Source organism: Mucilaginibacter sp. NFR10, from assembly GCF_900100445.1.
Classification (GTDB): domain Bacteria; phylum Bacteroidota; class Bacteroidia; order Sphingobacteriales; family Sphingobacteriaceae; genus Mucilaginibacter; species Mucilaginibacter rubeus.
This window is the reverse complement of the sequence record NZ_FMTV01000007.1, coordinates 97,721-122,405: the sequence shown is the minus strand read 5'-3', so window position 1 is coordinate 122,405 and position 24,685 is coordinate 97,721. Positions and strand designations below refer to the sequence as shown.

21 protein-coding genes and 1 tRNA gene are annotated in these 24,685 nt (G+C 42.2%); 12 read left to right on the top strand and 10 right to left on the bottom strand.

The genetic code is table 11. The features are described from left to right. Positions 1-165: 165 nt before the first annotated feature. Positions 166-1,557: a S41 family peptidase gene (locus BLP33_RS21530; RefSeq protein ID WP_090533013.1), complete on the bottom strand. Its 1,392-nt coding sequence runs from the start codon at positions 1,555-1,557 to the stop codon at positions 166-168. A 230-nt stretch (positions 1,558-1,787) separates the two neighbouring features. Beyond that, positions 1,788-2,654 (bottom strand): subclass B3 metallo-beta-lactamase, encoded by an 867-nt coding sequence (bla, locus tag BLP33_RS21525; RefSeq protein ID WP_090533011.1) that lies wholly within the window; start codon positions 2,652-2,654, stop codon positions 1,788-1,790. A gap of 205 nt (positions 2,655-2,859) precedes the next feature. Here bla and BLP33_RS21515 point away from each other — a divergent pair, with 205 nt between their 5' ends. Beyond that, entirely contained in the window at positions 2,860-4,143 is a 1,284-nt protein-coding gene (locus BLP33_RS21515; protein ID WP_090533007.1) for a serine hydrolase domain-containing protein, read from the top strand. A gap of 60 nt (positions 4,144-4,203) precedes the next feature. Here BLP33_RS21515 and BLP33_RS21510 read toward each other — a convergent pair whose 3' ends face one another. The 6 genes from BLP33_RS21510 to BLP33_RS21485 form a co-directional block, all read right to left on the bottom strand. Then, complete coding sequence (locus BLP33_RS21510; RefSeq protein ID WP_090533005.1) at positions 4,204-4,704, bottom strand: hypothetical protein; 501 nt, start codon at positions 4,702-4,704, stop codon at positions 4,204-4,206. 199 nt (positions 4,705-4,903) lie between these two features. Continuing rightward, positions 4,904-5,536, bottom strand: a complete 633-nt coding sequence (locus tag BLP33_RS21505; protein ID WP_090533003.1) for a hypothetical protein — start codon at positions 5,534-5,536, stop codon at positions 4,904-4,906. Positions 5,537-5,639: 103 nt separating this feature from the next. Continuing rightward, positions 5,640-5,912 carry a SinR family protein gene (locus BLP33_RS21500; protein ID WP_090533002.1) on the bottom strand — a complete coding sequence of 91 codons (273 nt, stop codon included), beginning with the start codon at positions 5,910-5,912 and terminating at the stop codon, positions 5,640-5,642. Positions 5,913-5,942: 30 nt separating this feature from the next. Beyond that, positions 5,943-6,920 carry a caspase family protein gene (locus BLP33_RS21495; RefSeq protein ID WP_090533388.1) on the bottom strand — a complete coding sequence of 326 codons (978 nt, stop codon included), beginning with the start codon at positions 6,918-6,920 and terminating at the stop codon, positions 5,943-5,945. Positions 6,921-6,930: 10 nt separating this feature from the next. Beyond that, positions 6,931-7,302: a TIR domain-containing protein gene (locus BLP33_RS21490; RefSeq protein ID WP_090533001.1), complete on the bottom strand. Its 372-nt coding sequence runs from the start codon at positions 7,300-7,302 to the stop codon at positions 6,931-6,933. Positions 7,303-7,319: 17 nt separating this feature from the next. Then, positions 7,320-7,901 carry a toll/interleukin-1 receptor domain-containing protein gene (locus BLP33_RS21485; RefSeq protein ID WP_090532999.1) on the bottom strand — a complete coding sequence of 194 codons (582 nt, stop codon included), beginning with the start codon at positions 7,899-7,901 and terminating at the stop codon, positions 7,320-7,322. Between the two features lie 320 nt (positions 7,902-8,221). Here BLP33_RS21485 and BLP33_RS21480 point away from each other — a divergent pair, with 320 nt between their 5' ends. The 7 genes from BLP33_RS21480 (at position 8,222) to BLP33_RS21440 (ending at position 15,931) form a co-directional block, all read left to right on the top strand. Further along, positions 8,222-8,629, top strand: a complete 408-nt coding sequence (locus tag BLP33_RS21480; protein WP_139160038.1) for a hypothetical protein — start codon at positions 8,222-8,224, stop codon at positions 8,627-8,629. A 686-nt stretch (positions 8,630-9,315) separates the two neighbouring features. Continuing rightward, on the top strand, positions 9,316-10,119 hold the full coding sequence (locus BLP33_RS21470) for a sensor histidine kinase (RefSeq protein ID WP_090532993.1): 804 nt from the start codon (positions 9,316-9,318) through the stop codon (positions 10,117-10,119). 6 nt (positions 10,120-10,125) lie between these two features. After that, positions 10,126-10,830 carry a response regulator transcription factor gene (locus tag BLP33_RS21465; protein WP_090532991.1) on the top strand — a complete coding sequence of 235 codons (705 nt, stop codon included), beginning with the start codon at positions 10,126-10,128 and terminating at the stop codon, positions 10,828-10,830. Positions 10,831-11,400: 570 nt separating this feature from the next. Continuing rightward, positions 11,401-13,623, top strand: a complete 2,223-nt coding sequence (gene purL, locus BLP33_RS21460) for a phosphoribosylformylglycinamidine synthase subunit PurL (protein WP_090532989.1) — start codon at positions 11,401-11,403, stop codon at positions 13,621-13,623. Continuing rightward, positions 13,623-14,012, top strand: a complete 390-nt coding sequence (locus BLP33_RS21455) for an SMU1112c/YaeR family gloxylase I-like metalloprotein (RefSeq protein WP_090532987.1) — start codon at positions 13,623-13,625, stop codon at positions 14,010-14,012. The genes purL and BLP33_RS21455 overlap by 1 nt, the downstream gene beginning before the upstream one ends. A 666-nt stretch (positions 14,013-14,678) precedes the next feature. Further along, positions 14,679-15,383: a tRNA1(Val) (adenine(37)-N6)-methyltransferase gene (locus BLP33_RS21445; RefSeq protein WP_090532983.1), complete on the top strand. Its 705-nt coding sequence runs from the start codon at positions 14,679-14,681 to the stop codon at positions 15,381-15,383. Between the two features lie 56 nt (positions 15,384-15,439). Further along, complete coding sequence (locus BLP33_RS21440; protein ID WP_090532981.1) at positions 15,440-15,931, top strand: metallophosphoesterase family protein; 492 nt, start codon at positions 15,440-15,442, stop codon at positions 15,929-15,931. A 186-nt stretch (positions 15,932-16,117) separates the two neighbouring features. Here BLP33_RS21440 and rnhA read toward each other — a convergent pair whose 3' ends face one another. Together rnhA and BLP33_RS21430 are read right to left on the bottom strand one after the other, a co-directional pair. After that, entirely contained in the window at positions 16,118-16,588 is a 471-nt protein-coding gene (gene rnhA / locus BLP33_RS21435) for a ribonuclease HI (protein ID WP_090533387.1), read from the bottom strand. 102 nt (positions 16,589-16,690) lie between these two features. Further along, positions 16,691-18,787 (bottom strand): heavy metal translocating P-type ATPase, encoded by a 2,097-nt coding sequence (locus BLP33_RS21430; RefSeq protein ID WP_090532979.1) that lies wholly within the window; start codon positions 18,785-18,787, stop codon positions 16,691-16,693. A gap of 123 nt (positions 18,788-18,910) precedes the next feature. Here BLP33_RS21430 and BLP33_RS21425 point away from each other — a divergent pair. From BLP33_RS21425 to BLP33_RS21410, 4 genes are all read left to right on the top strand, one after another. After that, a tRNA-His gene (locus tag BLP33_RS21425) sits at positions 18,911-18,984 on the top strand. A 391-nt stretch (positions 18,985-19,375) separates the two neighbouring features. After that, on the top strand, positions 19,376-21,394 hold the full coding sequence (locus tag BLP33_RS21420; protein WP_090532978.1) for a hypothetical protein: 2,019 nt from the start codon (positions 19,376-19,378) through the stop codon (positions 21,392-21,394). Between the two features lie 120 nt (positions 21,395-21,514). Further along, positions 21,515-23,284: an SGNH/GDSL hydrolase family protein gene (locus tag BLP33_RS21415; protein WP_090533385.1), complete on the top strand. Its 1,770-nt coding sequence runs from the start codon at positions 21,515-21,517 to the stop codon at positions 23,282-23,284. 160 nt (positions 23,285-23,444) lie between these two features. Further along, the gene (locus tag BLP33_RS21410; protein ID WP_090532977.1) at positions 23,445-24,530 is read left to right on the top strand and encodes a LacI family DNA-binding transcriptional regulator; all 1,086 of its coding nucleotides are present in this window, start codon (positions 23,445-23,447) and stop codon (positions 24,528-24,530) included. Positions 24,531-24,685: the final 155 nt, after the last annotated feature.

The following is a 24,685-nucleotide window of genomic DNA, read 5'->3' as shown; positions in this document are numbered from 1 at the left end:
AAGGGGGCGGAAGTTACGCTATCGGTAAACTTGGGCCAGTGAAGGAGACCTGTGAAGGTAAAACAGAACGGCCATTACTATAAAGTATCGGCTGTTTTAATGAATTTAGGCTTGAGCGCCGGATAGCCCCATTTGCTGCTTAACACATATGAGAGATTGTGCCTTTTAGTGTTCCAATGTTTCCTGGGCTTTTTTGATCCAATCGTCTTTTTCCTGCAAATAAACGGCGGGCTTTATACCCGTTTCATCAATTCCCTGGCCTACATCCACGCGGCGGCTACGAGAGGAAGAATAATTAAGAACGTACTGCATGCAAGAAAACGGAGCTTGTAGTACGTTAGAATAATCGAGCGTTCCTGATGTGTTCTGCCCCATCAACGTAACTTTTTTACTTTGGCGGCTTTGTAGTAAAAACTCTTCGGTAGTACTGGCGCAATTATTATCAATTAATATAACAACCTTAGCCGGGTTGGGCTGTATTTTGTATCCCGTGATGTCAAAATCGTTAGCATTCATTACCATTTTACCCCTGTTTGCTTCAAGCGAGGCAACTGTTTTTCTGAGCGATTGTTTGTTTTCTTCGGATCTGTCATTGTCATTTAATATATTTTTCCAGCCGGCTATATTGGCATCGGTAGACAGCAAATCATTACCTATATGTTTAATCGGGCCGGTATACACCAAATCCATTAAGGGGGTAAAGGTATAGTCGGCGCCGCCGCCATTGCCTCTCAAATCTAAAACCAAATTAGGGGTGTTTGAAAGTATCGCTTTATTTGCCTTAACAATAGAATCAATGTTTGTTGCATTTGACGGAGAAAAGGTTGATATTTTCAGATAGCTGGTTTTATCAGATAGTTTACGGAACGCCACCGGTTCGTATTTGGATGAGGCGGACTCAGTAACTGTAGTCCCCTCGCGATGCCAATCGCCATAAATCCGGTTGCCTTTAAAATAAAACCCTTCTACTTTTGGCATCCCGTTAAGTATATATAATACACCACGCCCAATACTGTCATTAACCATTTTAGCTTCCCATTTGATCATGCCTGGTTTCCATCCCGGCAGGTTGGAGCTTATAATCACGGCCAGATAGTCGTGCAAAGGTGTTTTGTCTTTTATTACGGCTATCTTATATTTGGCCGGATCATGAAAATCATAAATACCCTCAAAGCCTTTGGATTTTCTTAATTCGGCAATTTTTTCTGCTGTTATAGGAACGATCTCCCGGTTTGCTATATACGCCGAATCAATTTTAGTTGCATCAAATTTAACACCAACGGATACATGGTGGTCTTTAAATTTACCAAGGTATTGGGCGATGATCAGGAGACAATGTTCATTGGCATGGGGCTTTTTTGCAAGCCCGATATATTCACTGAGCATTTTATCGTAGCCGGCTTTAGTCATCAGTGCCTGCTTGTCCTTAAAACCGGCGTAATTCTTTTCCATAAAGCTGGCGATATATTTTACTTCGGTTTCACAGTTACAGGTTTGCGAAAAAGCACGGCAACCGATAAGTGTTAAAGTAAATAGTAAGGCGATTTTTCTGATCATTGCGAAAGGCTTAAGTTTTACCGTAAGTTACAATAAAACACTTTACTTCAAAGCAGAATAACAAAATAGTTACTGAAAATATATATGCTATGCATATTTATGACCCGAACGCGGGACACAATCAAAGACGCTTGCGGGAGCCTCGCTTGTATACCTCAGATATGCAGCTTGATATTCATATTTGATGTTACGCCGTTGCTAAATTTCGACCAGTAAACGATCCCCCCAAATTATTTTACCGCCATTTTCTTATCATACTCAGCCTGCAGTTCATTTATTTCATCGTAATAATTCTTCTTATCAGCAAAAACCATCGGATTATAAGCGCTGCCGGGCTTGTGTTTGCTGAGGAGATCAAATTGGATACCATGGGATGCTAACCAAAGATCAAATTTCAATCCCTTCATTGCTTTTAAGGTATACGCATAGTCATTGGCGATGCCGGGATAGGAAGAGATGTCTGAAAACTTTTTATCGGTAACGATAGTGGGCATGTTGGCGATCAAAACCCTGTAGTTTCGTTTATTATCTTTTACATCAAATAAATAGCTGCAAGAACCTTTAGTATGGCCCGGATGGTGAAGTATGGTTAGTTTCATGTTACCCAGCTTAATACTATCGCCGTTGTGTAAAATACGGTCTGCTTTTACAGGCCTGAATGTGCGCACATCCCCTTTAAGATCATAATCAGAAAGCCCCCCGTCGGCTGCTACCGCCGCGTCGCCTTCATCTACCATCATTTTGGCTTTTGTGATCTTCTTTATCGCCGCCATCGCACCCATGTGATCAAAGTGTGCTTGCGTTGTTAAAAGAATTTTTGTGTCTGAAATCCTGAATCCCAGGGTTTTGATATTTGCTGTGATTTGCTGTTCGGAACACGCAAGCCCGGTATTGATCAGGATATTGCCTCCGGAAGTGGTGATGAGATAACAAGCCAAATCGGTGGTGCCTACATAATAAAGATTGCCCGCGATTTGAAATGGGGGAAACGGCCGGGTCCATTCCGGGTGCTTTGCTGCTGATGGTTCCAGTACTTTTTGCGCCCGGGCTATTAAAGCGTTGCAGAAAAATAATAACAGGATGAGCGTTCGTTTCATTTCATCAATCTTTTAAAGGTGAAAGGATTTATTTATGCGCGCATGGTGCTGCAACAAAAATGCAACAAACTCGAAAGTATTTGCAACATGCGCGTAAGTGTTTTTTTTACCAGTAACGTTTTTTTGTAAGCTAATTGCATCCGCGTTATAGCCCCGGCCATAAAGCCTGCAATTTACGCTAAACCTAATATCAATTAAATACCCTATGAAAAACACTTATCCATCCGGGCTTTATAGCCTATCGTTTAATGCTTTGAAAAGCAGTAAATTAATTGCAATTGCGTGTCTGCTTTTTTTTGCCGCCTGCAAAAAGGACGCACCTTCTGTAACTAAAACAAACAATGGTACAGATACAACCGGTAAAGGAACGGGTACAGGCACCGGAACAGGCACAGGTGGAGGAACGGGTACCATTGTTGATACCCTAACCCCCAGCAAAGTTGCTGTTGCCGCTTTAGATGATGAGGTAAATACCTTTATGACTACTTATGATGTACCGGCGGTATCTGTAGCGATTACCAAAGGCGAAAAGCTGGTTTACCTGAAAGCTTACGGCGTAAGCGACAAATCTAAAGGTACCAAAGCTGTTATTAGCGACCGTTACCGGTTGGCCAGCTGTTCAAAACAATTCACGGCGGTTGCCATCATGAAACTGCTTGAGCAGGGCAAAATAAAACTATCGGACAAAGTATTTGGCGATGGCGCTATTTTAGGTAAAACCTATGGTACTAAAGCCTATGGCTTACACATTACCGATATTACGGTTGATGAGTTGCTGCACCACACCTCGGGCGGCTGGGGGAATGAAACAGATGACCCGATGTTCAGTAACCCGACAATGACGACGGCACAGCTCATCACCTGGACTTTAGATAACCGCCCGCTCGATCATGTACCGGGTACCAATTACGACTACTCTAACTTTGGATATTGCATATTGGGGCGTGTAATAGAAAAAATTACCGGCCAAACCTATGCTGAAGCTGTAAAAACATTGGTTTTAACTCCAATCGGAATTACGGATATGACCATTGGTGGCAACACACTGGCCGATAAACAGGCCAAAGAAGTTACCTATTACGGTCAATCCGGAGAGGATCCTTATGCTTATAATATTACGCGGATGGATGCGCACGGGGGCTGGGTTGCTACCGCTGCCGACCTGGCCAGGTTCCTGGTTTATATTGATAAGTTTCCGGTACGGCCAGATATCCTTACGTCGGCTTCGCTAACCACCATGTATACCGGCTCAACGGCCAATGCAGGTTATGGATGCGGCTGGGCCATTGCAGGCGATAGCTATTTTCACCAGGGAAGCTTGCCGGGTACGGCTACAGAACAAGCCCGTTTGGGTAACGGGTTTAATTTTGTGATCCTGACCAACACACGCAGTTTCAAAGCTAATTTCGATTTTGCCCTTGATCAGATCTTCTGGAAGGCGTTGGCCAAAAAACCAACCTGGGCTACAGGAGATCTGTTTCTTAAATAGTAATAGTTAATAGTTAAGTGGTTACATCCCCTCGCCGGTTGGGAGACCGGTGGGGATGACTTATTTTTGCTTCAGTTTTGCAAAAAAATCGGTAATAGTGCCAATAACCGCGCATGGCGAATTGGCCGGGCAGTTACTAACTACGGGAACATAAAAAATCCTTCGGCCGGCGGGCTGCCCGTCGGGGCTTATCTCAACAACATAGGTTTCCTCACTCATGCCGCCGCAATTACATTCCCGCTTGTTGATGTTTTCGAAATTTTTTGCGGTCAGCTTGCTCATGAAATTGGTCATGGCGGCATCAGCTATGTATTTACCGTTTTCGGCCAATAAAGGTTTGCCTATTTGCGCGTGCGGTATTTTTTTAAAGTAATAACACTTAGCTGCCGAAAGTGCTATGGCCTTAACCTTATGGTCTTTTTTGTTGTGCGGATTGTACCGGTAGATGATAACCTGCTTTGAATTGATGTTTGATGGAGATGGGCTGCCTGCCTGGACAAAAGTATTTCCTGTGCTTAGGATAAGCAACGCCGTGGATATAATTTTTATGAATATGGACATGGGGTTAACCCTTAAATACTGTTGCCAACGAATCCGCAGTGCGTCTGCAACTGGAGGCCGTCGTAGCTATGTTCGATTTGATAATTGGTTGAATAAAATTAGGGAATTGTTGGGAGAATGGCAATTTTAGTTGTTGCTGTACGATCACGAATACGCCATGCTTTTAGCTGATATTGTGAATAGTTGTTCAAATCAGACGTTATGTCGAAGTCTTGTTCAATCTTTTACGCATTGTTATTTCGCTTTGAAATTCCAGCAGTAGTTCTGCTTTTACTGCTGAGATGTTTTGGCTTATCTTATCGTGCACTTGTTCATAATGTGAGCAGAGGTTAAAAACAGCAATATTATAAGATTTAAAAAGCTCTTCCCGTTCAGCCGCGGGTGTTGATTGTATTTTATTTGCAAAGTCAATTACTGCAACATACAACTTGCGCGATAGTTCATTTACCTTTTCCATTTCGCTTATATTGAATGGAATGTTGAAATAGATGTCCACTACATTGTACTTCCAGTTTTCCAAGCGTAATTTGGCCTGGTAAGCGTCGAGTTTCCCCATTTCCTTTTTCATGAATGCTAGCGTTTCATCATTGCGATCCTTCCATAAATTACGCCAATAGTCAATATTCTTTCGGACCATAGACAGGAGTTCAGTATTAATAAAATAGAAATTTTCGCCGATGTCCAATCGCTTAAGCCTGAACTGGTTTCTAAGATCGTATCTTTGTTTTCTCATATCGTTTAGATATGAGAAAAGTCCGGTGAACAATTGGGTTATCAAGGCGCCCGCCAATCCGGCGAGGGCGCCGATTAAAAGAATGAGATTTTTGTCCATAGATTTAGAACACATTGTTTATTTGACTCCTGATTAAACAAAATATTTCTAACAGGAAGCTAATTGAGAAGTTCAGAGCAAAGACAATAATAACATCCATTATTTACTTGATATTTTGATGAAGCCAATCAGTACAGTTCTTGTTAAAACCAAACCAAGCAGCTTCGTTTGATAATTTTGCTACTAGAAGTTCATCATTATTGTCCATTATTTTCATCAACCGATCCCTGATCGTTGTTGCGGAAAGTGTCGATCTAACCAACCAAGTGGAATCCAGGCAATGCCACCAAGTACCAATTTCCTTTATTGCTTCGTTAAGATGTGTATAATCCTGCCCTGGCTTATCCAGATCATATCCTATTATATAAGTGTTCATTTTTTTAATTTTAAATAAAGTGAATAATCTTTATAGTCTACCTCGGGCGATAAGCTGCCAATAGTGTTGACCAAGCGTAGTAAGCTTGCATTTTTTGCTTTCCATGGCCGCATGCCACATATGTGGTGCACCAACGGGTACCAAAAGGTTTAACCTATTGAACTTTTGCAACCTTGCGAATATTTTAGTATGTTCTTCGATCGGTGCAGGAGCACCTTTCTTCCTCCCCCTTTTTTCGGGTTCAAAAGTAGGATCCAGATGAAATTCAGATGTAGCCTTAGGAAAATAATCTGTTAAGGAAAGCAAATCATCCCGGGAGATTGGAGGGGTCACCTCGCGAAGCGAAACAAATTTTTGAATATTTGTCTTAAAAATTGGTCTCTGTTCCCAACCTCCCAAAGACTTATCAATGTGTGCATAAATACTACCCGGGGTAATGTGTCCAACCAAATCTGCGGCACCTCCGCTGAGCGCGTCCACCATCAAAGAGGTAAAAACCCCGCTGCCATTCTTTTCCCCGGCAGCCTGATCTGCCCGTGAAGCAGTGAGAATAGTCATCCCATCTGCCACAACAGATAATTTGTCTTTACCAGGAGTTGCCCCGGCTATGCCGGAATGACAGCTGTCTAATATAATAATTTTGTTTATCGCTGTTGACTCATTTGCCATGGTCATGATTTCACCTAGGGAAACGCCTTCATCCCCTCGCCTGGCATCAGAGGCGAGGATGTACCCTCCTATCGATTCTATGTGCCCATGACCTGCAAAGTAGAACAGGGCCGTTTCTAAACTGGGCGTGTTGAACAACTGCGCGATGGAGTCCTTGAGTTTTGCGCGTGAAATGCTATCGGGTTTTCCGGAGGCGGTTAAAAGATTACATTCAAAATTTATGGATCCTCCGTCATTTCGTTTTAACATGCTTTCAACGCTGTACGCATCATTTACACAACCAGTAAGCCCGCTGCCATGTTCATAGTAGTTAATACCGACGATTAATGCTAATTTCATCCCCATGATATTAAAGATTATCAATAAAATTCCCTATCGTTTCCCATGTCCATTCCTTGGTGGATAAGTCCGAAATTGCGGTCCTATCGTTTGTATAGGCCCAAATTGCCAGGATTTGTTTTTTTTCCTCCTTCGCACACTGTATTTCCCATTTCTGACCAGATGAATCTTTCGAGTTCTTACTGATCAATACTATAACACCGTGTGACCTTTTGATCCTCGTCCGGACCTTCTCTTTCCAATCGCTTACATAAGCTTCCTTAACGGAAAGATCGATGTACTCGAAAGGGCTATGACCAAGTGTTGATTGCCCTTTAAGAAAATCGCGTTGACGTTCGTCCTCAATTGCGAACGCGATAAAAATGATTTTTTTGTCTGCCATTTTTTTAGTTTATTGAATTAGAAAAATCTTGTTGAAGCGTACTTTGGTTTATTACCTCTAAGCCAGTCTTTGAAATCGATATAGCTATTGGCGCTTTCTACTGTCCATAATTTGTCGTTAAAAAGATTGAAATCGTTTGGTTTTTCGATATACGGATATAGTAGGAGATACTCTGTTCTTGTAAAAGACGCCCTATTGGCATTGTCTTTTGAAACCGGAATTAAACCACATTGTTGGGTGTGGCCATCTACGTAACCTAACTCCCAGGGTACCCATTTCGAAAGGTTAGCGTTGGCGGAAAGCGCAAGCAATAATGTTTTTGAAGAATGAAGGCGTTGACGGACTAGTTCAGCTGTTTCTTTGGTAACATTGTTACGGTCAAGATGCGGATCAATTATCCAATCAACGTATACCTTCAAGCCCAGCCGCGTAAGAACAATGTATAGGCCTTCGACTTCATCTTTGTCAAGATAACTGTGGCAAAGGAAGACATCGAAGCTTCCATGTTGTCTGTCTTTTTGCGCTGAAAGTTCTACCCTTTCACTAAAGGATTTATTCTGCGCGGTACGCTTTAAATAATCACTTGTATATAATGCCATAAATGGGTTTGTTTGAGTCTCAAAACTATATCGTTACCTTTTGGGAAAAAACCTGAATCAGACAGGAGAAATCCTAAAACGGATGTTTAGTGGGTGAGTAGCATCGTTTTCGCTGACTTTTGTGGATTTGAAACCTGAGATGGAAAGATTTCATGTTGGGTCCAAAAGGGAATTATCCTATAAACTGCAAGGGTTTTTCCTGATAAACCCTGATTTTTGCCAATAAAAGGCCATTAATACCAGTTCCCTGACCTAAGATGTTGATTACCCCTGCATTACTGAACTATACTTGCAGCTCATTTTATTCAATTTTTAGATTTATGTTAAAGCAAGACAACGCGCAACCGCTGCCCTTCTTTTTTGTAGGCCAGACAGTGACTCAGGAGCGAATCAACAGGTACCAAGAGTCGAAACACCCGCTGCTAAGCGGGGCCATTAGCAAACCGGACACCAAATCGGTTTGGTATACCCGTGACCACATTACGCAATTATTAGCGGAAATGGAAAAGGCCAACGCCGACGGCTTGAGGATCCACTTAGGTATGTACGGAGAAAATGAAAATTACAGCGGCCAGTTATGCCTGTTAATGGTCATGACCCAGGTAGACGAACAAGGACGCCAGGTAGACATTACTATTGAAAATGCACCGGACTTTCAGGCACGCTCCCTGGATCCGGACCAAACCCGCGATTTCAATGTTGGCTCTCCGTGTCCTCCCATTTGTTAAAAGGTGTGAAAAACTTCCAGATAATGTGTACATTAAGTGATGCCAAACTTTGTCTATTATTTATATCTTATACCGTTAACAGCCAGTACAGTAGTTAGCTTACGTTCTTTTAAAAATCAATGGGCAAAACCTTATCGGTATTTTTCGCTGTTTCTGATGGCAACCCTTACAAATGAGTTGTTTGCGATCAGTTGGAAGTTTTTTTTACATCACAACAGGTACTGGGATTTTCCAAACGCAAATCTTTGGATATATAATATTTATCTACCACCCCAGTACCTGTTCTATTTTCTGTTCTTTTCCCTTATGATTGACGAGCCAGCATTAAGGAAAATGAAAAAGACGATTATGGTAGGCTATCTGATTTTCTGCATCTTGAACATTACGTTTTTTCAATCGATTAAGGAACTCAATACATATACGATTATTGTAGGAAACGCATTGGTCATCGGTTATAGTATTACGTATTTTATACATGAATTAAACCGCCAGAATCCTTTACCTGTACAAAGGCAATCGTTGTTTTGGATCTCACTAGGTGCTTTTGTTTTTAATACAGTTAGCTTACCTTATTTTATCTCGATCAACTATTTGAGCCGTAATAACCTTCCACTGGCTGTAGCATTATTTAATATTCTGCTTATACTTAATATACTTATGTATATCTGTTACTTAATTGCCTTCTTATGCAAAACACCGTCACCCAGGAAACCGTCCTGACAATTATTATTTCAACCATGCTTATTTTACTTTTTGTACTGCTGTTAACCATTTTTTTCTTTAGGCAGCAAAAAAAAAGATTTCTTCATGTACAAGAAGTCGCAGCATTGAAAGAATCATTTAACCAACTAATCTTACAATCAAAGCTGGAAATACAGGAACGGACTCTCGATCACATGGCGAAAGAATTACACGCTAATTTCAGCCATTTGATTTCCTTAATCAATATCAATCTGGCTGTAATTTTACCTCAATGTTCAGGTGAAGTTCATGAACAGGTTAGTGAAACAAAATCGTTGACCAAGCAACTGATGGGAGAAGTGAAAGCGTTAAGTATATCACTAAATACTAACTTCATCATGAAATCGGGTTTTTACAAGGCTCTGGAAAATGAACTTCAGAGATTGGTAAATACAAAGCGTTATGAAGTGCAATATCAACAAACTGGCATGCCCGTAACACTTCCGGCTGGAAAAGAAATTGTTCTTTTTCGTTTATGTCAGGAAATTCTTAATAATATTATCAAACATGCAAAAGCCAATTCTATCTTTGTAAACCTTGACTACGAACAGGAAAACCTTTATTTGAGAATAGCCGATGACGGAATAGGGTTTGATCTGGATCTGGCTAAGTCGCGCAGTATTGAACGGGAGAGCACGGGATTACTAAATATTGCGGAGCGTGCAAGGATTATAAAAGGATCGTTAAAAATCACCACAAGCCCTGGCAATGGTACGATAGTAGAACTTACATTACCATTAACAAACTAATTGGATATGGCGTATCGAACACCTCCGGTAAAAATCGGAATAATTGATGATCATAATCTTTTTCGAAAAGGTATTATTACGTTGATCAGCCTTGCTGATAAAGAGAACTATCTTGTCGTATTAGAGGCTGAAAGTGGTAAGGATATGATCAGGAAATTAGATAAAAAAGCGCTCCCGGATATCCTTATCCTCGACATGGATATGCCGGATATGGATGGCTATGAGGCCATGTCATGGCTACGCACTAATCACCCGGAAATAGCAGTGCTTGTTATATCTATGGTTACAACTGAAGAAGCGATCGTTCGTATGATTACACTTGGCGTCAGGGGCTATTTATCAAAGGATATTGAAGTAGATGATATTCACCAGGCCTTGCGTGCCATTAAAAACAAAGGATATTATTATACAGATTTTCTGACAGGAAAACTCATTGGTTCATACCAGCAGCAGGCATCGGTTGTCCTGCAAAATGTTGCAATGGACGGAAATTCGATTTGGCTGAGTCTCGCTGAACACGAACGTAAATTTATTAAGCTTGCTTGCTCTGATTTGACTTATGAACAAATAGCTGATAAAATGTTCCTTAGTCCTAAGACGGTGGATGGGTACCGTGCTTCGATTTTCACGCGGTTTAACGTTAAGAACAGACCAGGCTTAATCTTGTTCGCTTTAAAGAATGAGCTTGTAAAGTTGGAAGATATAGATTAATTGCAAAGTAGTTTTGCTAACTGACAACTTTGATGACCGCATGAAGAATTGGTGGAAAAATAAATACTTTATTTAACAATTTCAAAATCACTAATGGTGGCAATATGTTGCCAGTACCCCATCAAGCCTCAAGCGCAGATTGCAGAAAATCTCCAAAAAATCATAAAAAATGAGTGAAATAAATGGAAGATGAAAAATCGATGGTTTGATCCTTTTTTTTATTCGTTAAAGTTTTATTCGCTGATTATGAGTTGTTTAGTGGTGTTTCAGGTAAAATGATAGCTGCTTGATTATCAGTGTGTTTCAATAAAAAGGCGTCCCGCGTTTTCACACTCAAAATTTGGAACATGCTCATTTTTAAAAAAAGACGCCGGAGATTTTTTTATTTTTTTTTCGGGAATCAAAAATTGGGACAGCCGCTTTGTTACAATTGAATACCTTAACTTATGCAATCATCTGCTCGTACCTTTAGCCTTTCAGCTTTTACCTTTCACCTAAACCTAAACTCCCTTTCACCTTTCCGCCTTTTTTCATACTTTTGCGCATCCTTTCAAATAAAACAATATTACATTGGAGCACCAGGAATTAACCACCGTTGAAACCGCTAAAGATCTGGGCCTTTTACCCGAAGAATTTGCACGTATAAATGAAATATTAGGGCGTGTGCCCAACTTTACCGAGCTTTCTATTTTCTCGGTTATGTGGAGCGAGCATTGCTCATATAAAAATTCAATTACATGGCTTAAAACTTTGCCAAAGGATAGTCCGCGGATGCTGGCTAAGGCAGGTGAAGAAAATGCCGGTCTGGTTGACCTTGGCGATGGCATAGGCTGCGCCTTCAAAATCGAATCGCACAATCACCCTTCGGCCCTTGAGCCTTATCAAGGTGCTGCAACAGGCGTGGGCGGTATTAACCGCGATATTTTCACCATGGGCGCAAGGCCGATCGCGCAGCTCAACTCCCTGCGCTTTGGCGATCTAAGCCTCGACAAAACCAAATGGTTAGTTAAAGGTGTGGTTAAAGGTATAAGCCACTATGGTAATGCTTTCGGGATCCCAACCGTTGGCGGCGAATTGTTTTTTGACGATTGCTATAATGTTAACCCGCTGGTTAATGCTATGTCGGCCGGTATTGTTAAGGCTGGCGAAACCGTTTCTGCTACATCGTATGGTGTGGGCAACCCGGTTTATATAGTTGGTTCGGCTACAGGTAAAGACGGGATCCACGGTGCCGCCTTTGCTTCTAAAGATATTACCGAAGATTCGGTGAACGACCTTCCTGCCGTACAGGTAGGCGACCCTTTCCAGGAGAAATTGTTACTGGAAGCTACCCTTGAGGTTATTAAAACCGGTGCCGTTGTTGGTATGCAGGATATGGGCGCTGCCGGTATCATCTGCTCAAACTCTGAAATGAGCGCCAAAGGCGAGCACGGTATGCGTATAGACCTGGATAAAGTGCCAACCCGCCAGGACAACATGAAACCTTACGAGATCCTGCTTTCTGAATCACAGGAGCGCATGCTGATCGTAGTTCACAAAGGCCGCGAAAAAGAAGTTGAAGCTATTTTTGATAAATGGGATTTAAACTGCGCCATTATTGGTGAAGTTACTGATACCAAACGTTTAGAGTACTTTATGCACGGCGAAAAAGTTGCCGATGTTCCTGCCGATGACCTTGTATTAGGCGGCGGTGCCCCGGTTTACCAGCGCGAATACCGCGAGCCTGCTTACTTTGCCGAAAACCAGAAATTCAATATAGACGACGTTGCTGAGCCTGCAAACCTGGTTGAGGTTGCCGAGCATTTGGTTGGTCATCCTAATATTGCTTCAAAACGTTGGGTAACCGACCAGTACGATAGCATGGTAGGTGTACAAACCATGACTGCCAACCGCTCATGCGACGCCGCCGTTGTTGCCGTTAAAGATACCGACAAAGCTATCGTATTAACCACCGACTGTAACTCACGCTACGTATACGCCGATCCATATAAAGGTACTGCCATTGCCGTTGCCGAAGCAGCACGTAACATTACCTGTGCCGGCGGCGAGCCTGTGGCTATTACCAACTGCTTAAACTTTGGTAACCCTTACATTCCTGAAGTTTACTGGCAGTTTGTAAGCGCTATTAAAGGTATGGGCGATGCCTGCCGCAAGTTTGAAACCCCTGTTACCGGTGGTAACGTAAGTTTCTACAACCAGTCTGCGGATGGTGGTTCGGTATTCCCAACGCCAACTATTGGTATGTTAGGTGTGATGGACAACGTTGAAAACATCATGACCGCCGACTTCAAGCAGCCCGGAGACCTGATCTATCTGATCGGTGAATCGGTTAATGACATCGCTTCGTCACAATACCTTGCTTCATGGCATAAAATAACTAAAGCACCTGCGCCACATTTCGATATCGATAAAGAGTACGATATGCAGCAAACTGTTAAGGAACTGATCAAACACAAAGTGGTTGAATCGGCTCATGACGTTGCTGACGGTGGTTTATATATTGCGCTGTTAGAGTCGGCCATGCCTAACGGACTTGGTTTTGATATAGCTACTGATGACAGCATCCGTAAAGATGCCTTTCTGTTTGGCGAGGCACAAGGCAGGGTAGTGGTAAGCGTTGCACCCGAAGAGGAGGAGCGCTTTGTTGAGGTAATGGCTACCAGCGAGGTTGAATTTACCTTATTGGGTACTGTAACCAACGGTGGTTTAACTGTTGATGAAGAAGCCTTCGGTCATGTTACCGACCTGAAAATGGTTCATGCTAACATCCTTCACGGTATTTTAGGCGAATAATGTTAAAACTTAACCGGGTACATCATATAGCTATCATCTGTTCGGATTATGCAAAATCCAAACGGTTTTATACAGAAGTACTTGGCTTAAAAATAGTCCGCGAAGTTTACCGCGAACAACGACAATCATATAAGCTTGATCTGGAAGTGGGAAACTTCTACCAGATCGAGCTTTTTTCTTTTCCTGATCCTCCCGCGCGCCCGTCGCGCCCCGAAGCGGCAGGTCTGCGGCATTTAGCTTTTGAGGTTGATGATCTGGATGAGGCGGTAGCGCATATCTCATCTTTTGGTGTGGATATTGAACCTTTTCGTGTAGACGAAACTACAGGCAAACGCTTTACATTTTTTGCCGATCCGGATGGTTTGCCGCTGGAGTTGTATGAGATCTAATTTAGGTAGTCGTGCCGAATTTATTTCGGCATCCCACAGGACAAGTCTGCTTCGTTTTAAATAACTTTTGTTGTTATTAACAATCATCGGCCCGCTCAATTGCCGCGGGATGGCTGTTACTTTTGTCTTGACACAAAAGTAACCAAAAAGTCAAGTCAGCAGGGAGGCTTCTTTGCCGCACTGGCCCGCCCATTTGCCTTTGCTTGGCATTTGCCCTGCAAACCGGGCATAACCACGGGCTGCAATTATTTTACCCCGCTTCGCATGTGCCCAATGCTTCTGCAAAAACTTGCTATGCCCCTGCAGCCGCACAAGGCCACCATTGTTCTGCCCGCTTTCTCCCGAAGCTTACCTGCTGACGAGGAGGGGAAGAGATTCAGGACAGTGAGAGCCAAGAAACAAGAAAAGAAATTACGACTTCATGAAAGGATGGATCTTTGGGCAAATAAAATAATGTTATAAATCCCAAAACGAAAGCGGGTAAAGGCCCGGCAAAAAAGCGGGCCAGGGAGTATGGCCTGTGGGTTGAAGCATTTTTTTGCCTTGATGTTTGGTTACTTTGCATCTAAGGTAAAGTAACTGGCCCTCGCCCGGCCAAGAGGGCGACGATGTAAGTTATTTAGCAGAAATATCTTGTTTTTCCCCTTAAACTCTAACTTCGCCCTCATGTTCCGTTTCAAACAATTCAGCGTTGACCAAACCGGCTGTGCTATGAAGATCAATACCGATGGTGTATTGCTGGGCGCCATTGCCGGCGAAGGAAATCCGCTAAGCATACTTGATATTGGCACCGGAACTGGCGTAATCGCCCTGATGCTTGCCCAGCGTTTTACCGGGGCCAAAATAGACGCAGTTGAAATTGATGTGCAGGCGGCTATAACAGCGAAAAACAATTTCAGCAATTCGCCATTTAAAAACAGATTAACACTTTATGCAAATGGATTTGAACAGTTTTTTGAAGATTATCCTGGAAAGAGATATGACCTCATTGTATCAAATCCGCCGTTTTATATTAACTCCCTGCAATCACCGGGAGCAAAGACCAATCTGGCCAAGCATGCTGATGAAGGCTTTTTTGAAAGATTGATCATATCGGTGGCAAACCGGCTCACAGAGCAGGGTACTTGTTGGCTGATACTGCCCACAGATACTTCGGTATTGGTGAAAGACCTCGCCTCGCAAAACGGACTTTATCTGCAAGAAACGATCGGTATACACTCCTTTAAGAATGATGCCGCACACCGGGAAATTCTTGCTTTTGGAAAAAACGACACGCAGACGATAGCCGATAAATTTGTGATCTACAGCGAACCAAAAGTATACACAGAAGCATACCGTGAAATGTTAAAAGATTTCCTGACGATATTTTAACCCCTATCTTGATTCTTGCATCTTAATTCTTACCTCTTACTACGTATCTTTATCCCATGACCCGCATAGGCCTAATTTCTGATACTCACAGTTACCTCGACGATGCCGTTTTTAAACATTTTGAGAATTGCGACGAGATCTGGCATGCCGGAGATTTCGGCACCATTGAGCTGGCCGACAGGCTCGCCGCCTTTAAACCCTTAAAAGGTGTATACGGCAATATTGACGATAAAGATGTACGAATTGTTTACCCCGAACATATACGCTTTAAATGCGAAGATGTGGATGTATGGATGACCCACATCGGAGGCTATCCCGGCAGGTATAGTCAAAACATCAAAGCTGAAATTTACAGTAATCCACCCAGGCTGTTTATCACCGGGCATTCACATATTTTAAAAGTGATGTTTGATAAGAAGATCAATTGCCTGCACATGAACCCCGGTGCGGCAGGTAAGCAGGGCTGGCATAAGGTGCGCACCTTGTTAAGGTTTAACATTGATGGCGATAAGATCCAGGACTTACAGGTGATTGAGTTGGCAGGGTAGGAAGCAGAAAGCTTTGTTATTTGAATGAGCCGAATGGATTTGAGCATTGGGGCGAAAGAGAAATCTTCTACGCTTTGTAAAGCAACGATGCATGGCTTAAAGCATGAGGTATAAGATATCTCCTCACCGCTCACGCGCTTTCCATGTCAGGTTCGTCGAAATGGTAAATTGTGAATAGGTGATTAGTTACACCATCCCCGCCCTTGCATTCTCCGCCTCAAAAACCGAATCAATAAGCAGGGGAGGACGTTTACCTGCCGCTACAGCCAGTTGATCGCAGCGTTCATTTTCAGGGTGCCCATTATGACCGCGTACCCAGGTAAATTTAATTTTGTGCAGTTTGCTAATCTCTAAATAGCGCATCCACAGGTCTTTGTTTTTTTTGCCTGCGAAGCCTTTGGCAACCCAGCCATTAACCCAGCGCTTTTCAATGGCATCAATAACGTATTTAGAATCGGAAAAGATCATTACATTTTGATTGGGCGCTTTCAGCGCTTCCAGGCCTTTGATCACCGCAAGTAGCTCCATTCGGTTATTGGTGGTTTTGCGAAACCCTTCCGAAAGCTCTTTGTAATGTTGTCCAGAACGCAATATCACACCATAACCACCCGGCCCCGGATTTCCGCTTGAAGCCCCGTCTGTAAAAATCTCTATCATATTTAAGTCCATGGACGATAGTTGATAGTCCATGGCAAAAGTAAGAAACTTTAAATCATACGTTGCATTGATCTAAAGCAAATAAAAACTATGGGCTATAGACTATGGTCTATCGACTCTTTTAATCTTCAACCTCAATGAATTACCTATAACTACAACATCTGAAAAAGCCATAGTCAGTGCTCCAACCATAGGATTAAGGAAACCCATTGCCGCCACTGGGATAGCTATGATATTATAGGCAAAAGCCCAGAAAAGGTTTTGTTTTATGGTAAGCAGCGTATGCCTGCTGATCTGCAAAAACTTAATCACCGACTGTAGGTCGGTATTTAATAGTACCACACTGGCCGACTGAATTGCCACCTGACTGGCGTCATTCATAGATATGCCAACATCGGCATGGGTTAGGGCAGGAGCATCGTTAATGCCGTCACCTATCATAATGGTTTTACCTTTTTGTTTATAAATGTCAATCACCTTCAGTTTTTCTTCGGGAAGTTTTTCGCCATGAACCTCTGTGATACCTAATTGATGAGCTACGCTAAGGCAACGGTCTTTTTTATCACCGCTCAACAGTACCGGGATAATACCCATTTGTTTAAGTTGAGTTATAAGCGTGGAGGCTTCTGGTTTTATCTGGTCATCGACAGCAATTTGCGCCATCGGTACCTGGTTTTTATATAGCACAATGTTGAAATTGGCCTGATGGTTGGTTTTCGCTGTACCCAAAAAGTAATTATTGCCGTGGATATCTTCGGCACGCATACCCAGGCCTTTTTCTTCTTTAACCGATTTTAAAATGAGCTTTTGCTGAGGTAATCCTTTTAAAACGTTTACAAGCGATTTGGCTATAGGATGATTAGATCGTTCCTCAATAGCAATGATCATGCCCCTGATGTGTTCTATATCCGCACCATTCTCAATCCTGATCTCATTAACGGTAAACTTGCCGGTTGTAAGTGTGCCTGTTTTATCAAAAACTACATATCTGGTATTAGTGACGGCTTCAATCGTATCTCCGCCTTTTACCAGGATGCCGTTCTTAGCTGCCCGGCCCAAGCCAACCATAACAGCGGTGGGTGTGGCTAAGCCCATAGCGCATGGGCAGGATATTACCAATACTGCAATAGCATTCATGATAGCATGCTGTAAACCCGAACCGCCAACAAAGTAAGTAAGCATAAAGGTGATCAATGCTATCAGTATTACCGCAGGGACAAATACAGCCGCAACATTATCACCGAGTTTTTGAACAGGTGGTTTAGCCGCCTGGGCCTTTTTCATCAGGTCGATAATTTGGGCGAGGATGGTATTTGACCCAACACGGGTTGCCAGCATATGGAAATTGCCATTAAGCAATATAGTACCGCCAATAACCTTATCGTATTTTTGTTTTTCAACCGGGATACTTTCGCCTGTGAGCATGGCCTCGTTAACCGAACCCTGGCCTGAAAGGATCTCGCCGTCAACAGGTATTTTATCGCCTTCATTAACCAGTAATGTATCACCAGGGCGCACCTCTTTGGCATTGATTATTTCAACGCTTCCATTTATGATGCGATTGGCATTCACTTCCTGAAATTTGATGAGGTCTTTTACAGCCGAGGTAGTTTGACTCACCGAACGTTTTTCGAACACATTACCTAACAACACCAGGGTAATAATGGTGGCGCAAGTTTCGTAAAACTGGTATTGAGGGCCGAGGTTTTGTATTGTGCCGATAAGGCTATATATAAATGCCGATGTTGAGCCCACAAAAATGAGCACATCCATATTAGGAACGCCGCCTTTAAGTGAGCTGATGGCGCTTTTACCAAAATGCAAACACCCAACAATAAAAACCGGCAGGCATAACAACAATTGAATTATGGGCTGATGCAGAAAGTGCCAGGGTAATATCATGTGCAGCAAAAGTGGTGCGGTAAAGATGGCGCAGAAGATAAATTTGTTTTCTACCCGTTCGTAAAACGGTACCGAATGGGTGCTGAGATCCTCGACAACTTTAAAACCTAAACTTTCTATCCCTTTTTTTATTTCAGGCAGTCGGGTTTCATCGCTGGTTGAAAATTTTACTTCTTCGCTTGCGAAATCAACCAGGATATTGTGTAAGCCCTTTTTTTCGAGGAATTTATGGACAGACATCGCGCAATTATTACAATGCATGCCGGTCACATTTAGTTCTATCAATTGCTCAGCCATTTTACAAAAATACTTATTATGCATAATCATTCTAAATTAAACGGGTAAGCTTAATGTAATTTTAAAAAAGAGTTTGCAATTAACCAGGAGATTTCTATTTTTGCACACTCGAAAAACAAAACGGTAGGCATAGCTCAGTTGGTTAGAGCACCAGATTGTGGTTCTGGGGGTCGTGGGTTCGAGCCCCATTGCTTACCCGCTTTTATAAGGCTCATTTACATAAGTAAATGGGCTTTTTTTATGCCCATAGGTAGTTTTTACATGGGGAATTTGATTTAGCAGCTAATATCACTACCACCTGGAAGTGACAGGCATAACTTATGGCGCTATCTGTAATGAAGTATGTCTTTTATTTGCGGCATATACCGTTCTCCTCTCGAAATTAGCCTGATGCTGCGCCTGTGGCTGAAAAAAGGCGCAACCGATTGTTTTGCACTGTATTCTCGCACGATACATATGATCTCATCATTTTTGCCCATATGGAGTGTCAAACAGGCTCCTTCCAATTTTTAGGGTATTCATTATGTTTTATATTTGTGTGCGCACACACACAAATTATTATTTTATTTTTCTCGTAATTTATCAACTATGCTAAAAAGACTGTTGTTTTTAATTTGTATCGGCCTAACAAGCGTTACTAAAGCTCAGGATGTTTTTCTTTCGGGTGTAAAACCGGGCAAGGCATTGGTGTTTTCGACTAAGGGGGCACTGGTTTTAAAAAATAATTGTTTATCTGTAAAGTGGCTTGCTGGTAAATCGATAATTGCCATAAACGAATCTGCCGTTCAGAATAAGAAACAAATTAATTTAAAAGGCTCTCCTTTATTTGGATTAGAGTTTAAGGATGGTACTGTAATAAATTTTGCTGATTTTCAATTAAGTACCACTCCGAAAATTGTTCAGATCAAAGGAGATCCTGAGGCAGTTAAATTTTCTGAAAAGGAAGATGGTGTGAAAATTTTAGCCGAATTTTTGAATGTGAAATATGGCATTCGTGTAAAGTGGGAGGCTATTTTGAAAGATAATTCCAATTATATCAGACAAGTTTTCGGCGTTTTTGCTTTGAAAGACTCTTTAAAGATCAGGAAATTGAATCTGATCAATTTTCCGGCAGAAACGGGCATTAAGCCGTTGGGGGTTGTGGACGGATCGCCAATGGTATCGGATGATTTCTTTTTTGCCTGTGAAAGCCCGATAAGTAAATATAATAATCAGTATGGCCGGATCAGCAGCTATATTGAACGGCAGGAGCCAACTCTTGACTTCGAAGCATCTACTGTATGGGGCATTGCCCCTAAAGGGCAGTTACGGAGGGGCTTTCTTTATTACCTGGAACGGGAAAGAGCGGTGCCATACCGCCAGATGCTTCATTATAATTCGTGGTATGACCTTTCCTGGGCCGATCGTAAGTTAACTGAAGTTGGTTGTCTTGATCGTATTCAGGCATTTGGCGACAGTCTTACCGCAAAACGTCATATTAGCTTAAACGCATTTTTGTTTGACGATGGCTGGGATGACAACCAAACATTGTGGCAGATCAGCAAAAAGAATTTTCCTGCAGGTTTTGATAACATTAAAACGCTGGCTGATAAATACGGGGCTTCATTGGGCGTGTGGATGTCGCCCTGGGGTGGTTACGAGCAGGCAAAGGAACAGCGGCTACAATATGGCCGAAGCCAAAACCCTCCTTTTGAAACTAATTTGCATGGGTTTTCTCTTTCCGGACCGGTTTATTCGTCCAGGTTTAAAAGTACTGCCGCTAAGTTCGTGACCAGTGATGGTATCTCTATGTTTAAATTTGATGGTGTAGGGGCAGGAGATCAGTCTACAGGCGCCACTGTTGAATATCAAACAGATATGGAGTCTTTGCTGAATTTAGTAACGGGCTTGCGTAAGGTAAAACAGGATTTATATTTTAGCCTCACCATAGGTACCTGGCCGTCGCCTTTCTGGCTTAAATATGGTGATGTAATTTGGCGGAATGGCTGGGATACAAATACAGAAGGGCAGGGCAATGGCCGTCAGCAATGGCTCAATTACCGGGATGGTCAGGCCTATAAGAATATTGTAATGCGCGCTCCCCTTTACCCTTTAAGCTCCCTGATGTATCACGGGATTTGTATCGCGGATAATGGTGCGCCTGCTAAGTTTGACATGGATGATAAAGATATTTCTGACGAGATATGGTCGTTTTTTGGATCTGGAACCAGTTTGCAGGAGTTGTATATCAATCCTCATAAGTTAAACGAGGCCAACTGGAATTGCCTTGCCGCTGCCATAAAATGGTCGCGCGAAAATGCAGATATTATGCCGGATGTACATTGGGTAGGCGGCGACCCATCTAAAGGGGATGTTTACGGTTTTGCAGCCTGGTCGTCGAAAAAGGCTGTTCTTACCTTAAGAAATCCCTCAAATACAGCTAAAACGTACCTGGTTAATACCCGGGAAGTATTTGAATTGCCATCAAATAATAATCCAAATTATATCTTTTATAATGTTAAAGTTAGCAGTAAAGAAACGAAGTCGTATGTGTTTAAGGGAACCGTGCATGCTGTTAAGCTTGAGCCGTTTGAAGTGATGGTTTTAAACGCTGTACCTGTAAAATGACGGTTTAATCCATTTGTTTGTCTTCTGATTTGAATTATAAATTGATGTTATGAGTGTGTGCGCAGACGCATTAGCCTGCATGATGATGTGCATGGCAACATGGCTTTTAAAAAAATAAAAATGAAACGCGTATTCGTAGTAGTATTGCTAATCCTTTGCTTTTTCAATAAAACATCTTTTTCGCAAAATTTAGCTCCATATAAATGGTATGACCCGGTTAAGGCTGATTTTCCGGTTATAGAAGGGCAGGCCTGGTCAAAAGAAGCGGCGGGCAGTTATGACAGGTTTCCGGCGCGTGCTCAAAAGGGCCTTAATCCTAATGTGTGGAACATCTCGCATAGCAGTGCTGGGTTGTACATTAAGTTTAAAACAGATGCTCAAAACCTGGTTATCCGGTATAAGGTTAATGGCGAGTTTGCCATGTCACATATGCCGGCCACTGGTGTAAGCGGATTGGACCTTTATGTATTGGATGCTAATGGCCAATGGTGCCTTGCTCCGGGCAGTTTCTCGTTTAAGGATACTATTACTTACCGGTTTTCAAATATTAAGGTAAGTGCCGATTTTGCGGGGAGAAGTTATGAATACAGGCTTTTTCTGCCTTTGTATAATTCGTTATCATGGCTTGAAATAGGCATTCCACCTGGTAGTGCATTTAATTTTATGCCTTTATCCAAAGAAAAGCCGGTGCTTGTATACGGAACATCCATTGCGCAGGGGGCCTGTGCTTCAAGGCCAGGTTTAGCATGGACCTCCATTTTGCAGCGCGCGCTGGATCGCCCGTTGATTAATCTTGGTTTTTCCGGCTCCGGATTGCTTGAGAAATCAGTTATTGATCTGATGGCAGAGGTGGATGCGAAAGTATATGTGCTTGATTGTATGCCTAATATGATAAGTTTTTCTGACCAGGAAATCGAAGCACGTTTATCTGCAGCGATACAAACTTTAAAGCAGAAGCACCCATTGGTGCCGATATTGCTTGTTGAACACAGCGGGGGGAACGCGGGCGGACTATTGGATACGGGTAGAAATGCCGGTTATGGTCATGTTAATAAAGTGCTTGACCTGGCTTATTCAAAGTTGATTGCAGCCGGAACAAAGGGTATTTATTTATTGACTGGCAAAGAAATCGGGTTTGGTATCAACTCAACAGTTGATGGCTTACATCCTAATGATATCGGAATGGAGCAGTATGCCGCAGCATATGAGCAAGCAATCCGTGTTATAATTAATGAACCAATTGGCCGCTATTCAGCCACGCGGCCCGCAGTACAAAGCAGGGATGGGTATTATGACTGGCGAAACAGGCATAATGAAATATTAACGCTTATCAAAACCAGTTCGCCAAAGATTGTATTTCTTGGTAATTCGATCCTGAATTACTGGGGTGGTGAGCCTAAGGCGCCTTTAGCAAGAGGAGCTGATTCGTGGGATAAATATATGGAACCTCTGGGTGTGAAAAATTTTGGTTTTGGCTGGGACCAGGTAGAGAACGTGCTATGGCGCGTATACCATGAAGAAATAGATGGGTTTAAGGCGGACAAAGTGATGATTATGATAGGCACTAATAACTTGTCTGCCTGCAGTGACCAGGAAATATCAGAAGGGTTGAAAATGCTTGTGCTGGCTGTGAAGGAACGTCAGCCCACAGCGGAGGTTCTTTTATCGGGTTTGCTGCCCAGGAGGGCAATGGAAAGCCGGATAAAGGTGCTTAATAAAGCTATTGCTAAACTGGCAGCTCAAACCCAAGTCCGTTTTATTGATCCGGGCAAATTATTGCTTAACCATAAAGGGAAGATCGATGAATCACTTTTCGGGGATGGCTTGCACCCCAATGAGGTTGGTTATCAAAAGCTGGCGGTAACATTGGTGCCATATCTTAAAAAATAATAAAGATGCGGGTATGAAATGCGCTTGACATGTGAAACGCAGAAATAAGTTCAGTATAGCGGAATCGTTTTAAAAGTAATTTCTATCAAATGATAGTCGATATTGATGAGATGGGTTATATTAAATTACTTTTGCTATCTTTTCTACGCTAAAGTTTATTATGAAGAATAAAATTGTTCGCATTAAAGACATTGCCGAAAAAGCGAAGGTTTCGACAGGTACGGTTGACAGAGTACTGCATAAACGCGGGCGGGTGTCAAAAAAGGTAGAAGAGAAAGTGCTCAAAATTATTGAAGAGATGGATTACGAGCCCAATCTTATGGCAAGGGCTTTGGGATCAAATAAAATATATCAAATAGCGGCCTTGATACCTGATCATGAAATTGATTCCTATTGGTATGCGCCTAAGGCCGGTATTGAAAAGGCAGAGAAAGACTTAAAGCAATATGGCATTATTGTACAACAATATGTCTTTGATCCATATGATGTAGATTCATTTATAAGCAAGGCCAGTAAATTAACCAATGATAAGCCGGACGGCATAATTTTATCGCCTATATTTTACAGGGAAACCCTGCCTTTTTTCGAGAAATGGAAGGCTGCTGAAATTCCATTTGTGTTGTTTAATACACAAATTGCTGAATGTGAGCCCTTAAGTTATATCGGCCAGGATTCATATCAGAGTGGTTTTTTGGCTGGTAAGCTTATTCATTATGGACAACCCGATTCCTGCTCTGTTTTAATTGCGCACATTGATGAAGAGACGAGCAACGCCGCTCACCTTTTAAAAAAGGAGCAGGGATTTCGCAATTATTTTGCTCAAAATAACCTGGATCATCAGTACAAAATTCTGAGGGTTGAGTTAAACAGGTCAAATGCCGCAGTTTTTATGAAACAACTGGGGGATGTTATTGACAGCACCCCTGATTTAGGCAGTATTTTCGTGACAACATCTAAAGCTCATGAAATTGCGAAGTACCTGGAACAGCGCTATATAAAACATATTAAAATAATAGGATATGATCTATTGCCTCCTAATCTGTATTTTCTGAACAAAGGGACAATCAGTTTCCTGATTAATCAAAACCCTAAGGGACAAGGTTATTGGGGTATCTATCAATTAACCGACAGCCTGGTGTTCAAAAAAGAAGTGCCAATTATTAAGTATCTTCCGCTTGATATCGTTACAAAAGAAAATGTGAACTATTATGTTGATGATGAGGATGTCGTTTATTTAGATATTTGATCTCTCCTTAGCTAATTATACTTCATTCAGAGGTCTGTATCCGCCATTGTTCGGTTATCCGGTTCAACCCCTGGTCAAATCCTTTTCTGCCAAAGCCCAATTTTTATGGGTTAAAGAAAAACGGTACAATAAATTACTTGATCTCTCACAAAGGC

Excerpts from the sequence above, each read along its gene's own strand:
- BLP33_RS21495 (WP_090533388.1), bottom strand. The coding sequence starts at position 6,920 with ATGAAATTAGCATTAATCGTCGGTATTAACTACTATGAACATGGCAGC.
- BLP33_RS21410 (WP_090532977.1), top strand. The coding sequence starts at position 23,445 with ATGAAGAATAAAATTGTTCGCATTAAAGACATTGCCGAAAAAGCGAAG.
- BLP33_RS21440 (WP_090532981.1), top strand. The coding sequence starts at position 15,440 with ATGACCCGCATAGGCCTAATTTCTGATACTCACAGTTACCTCGACGAT.
- BLP33_RS21430 (WP_090532979.1), bottom strand. The coding sequence starts at position 18,787 with ATGGCTGAGCAATTGATAGAACTAAATGTGACCGGCATGCATTGTAAT.
- BLP33_RS21415 (WP_090533385.1), top strand. The coding sequence starts at position 21,515 with ATGAAACGCGTATTCGTAGTAGTATTGCTAATCCTTTGCTTTTTCAAT.
- BLP33_RS21455 (WP_090532987.1), top strand. The coding sequence starts at position 13,623 with ATGTTAAAACTTAACCGGGTACATCATATAGCTATCATCTGTTCGGAT.
- BLP33_RS21445 (WP_090532983.1), top strand. The coding sequence starts at position 14,679 with ATGTTCCGTTTCAAACAATTCAGCGTTGACCAAACCGGCTGTGCTATG.
- rnhA (WP_090533387.1), bottom strand. The coding sequence starts at position 16,588 with ATGATAGAGATTTTTACAGACGGGGCTTCAAGCGGAAATCCGGGGCCG.
- BLP33_RS21500 (WP_090533002.1), bottom strand. The coding sequence starts at position 5,912 with ATGAACACTTATATAATAGGATATGATCTGGATAAGCCAGGGCAGGAT.
- BLP33_RS21490 (WP_090533001.1), bottom strand. The coding sequence starts at position 7,302 with ATGGCAGACAAAAAAATCATTTTTATCGCGTTCGCAATTGAGGACGAA.
- BLP33_RS21530 (WP_090533013.1), bottom strand. The coding sequence starts at position 1,557 with ATGATCAGAAAAATCGCCTTACTATTTACTTTAACACTTATCGGTTGC.
- BLP33_RS21465 (WP_090532991.1), top strand. The coding sequence starts at position 10,126 with ATGGCGTATCGAACACCTCCGGTAAAAATCGGAATAATTGATGATCAT.
- BLP33_RS21515 (WP_090533007.1), top strand. The coding sequence starts at position 2,860 with ATGAAAAACACTTATCCATCCGGGCTTTATAGCCTATCGTTTAATGCT.
- BLP33_RS21470 (WP_090532993.1), top strand. The coding sequence starts at position 9,316 with ATGCAAAACACCGTCACCCAGGAAACCGTCCTGACAATTATTATTTCA.
- BLP33_RS21480 (WP_139160038.1), top strand. The coding sequence starts at position 8,222 with ATGTTAAAGCAAGACAACGCGCAACCGCTGCCCTTCTTTTTTGTAGGC.
- BLP33_RS21510 (WP_090533005.1), bottom strand. The coding sequence starts at position 4,704 with ATGTCCATATTCATAAAAATTATATCCACGGCGTTGCTTATCCTAAGC.
- BLP33_RS21420 (WP_090532978.1), top strand. The coding sequence starts at position 19,376 with ATGCTAAAAAGACTGTTGTTTTTAATTTGTATCGGCCTAACAAGCGTT.
- BLP33_RS21505 (WP_090533003.1), bottom strand. The coding sequence starts at position 5,536 with ATGGACAAAAATCTCATTCTTTTAATCGGCGCCCTCGCCGGATTGGCG.
- BLP33_RS21485 (WP_090532999.1), bottom strand. The coding sequence starts at position 7,901 with ATGGCATTATATACAAGTGATTATTTAAAGCGTACCGCGCAGAATAAA.
- bla (WP_090533011.1), bottom strand. The coding sequence starts at position 2,654 with ATGAAACGAACGCTCATCCTGTTATTATTTTTCTGCAACGCTTTAATA.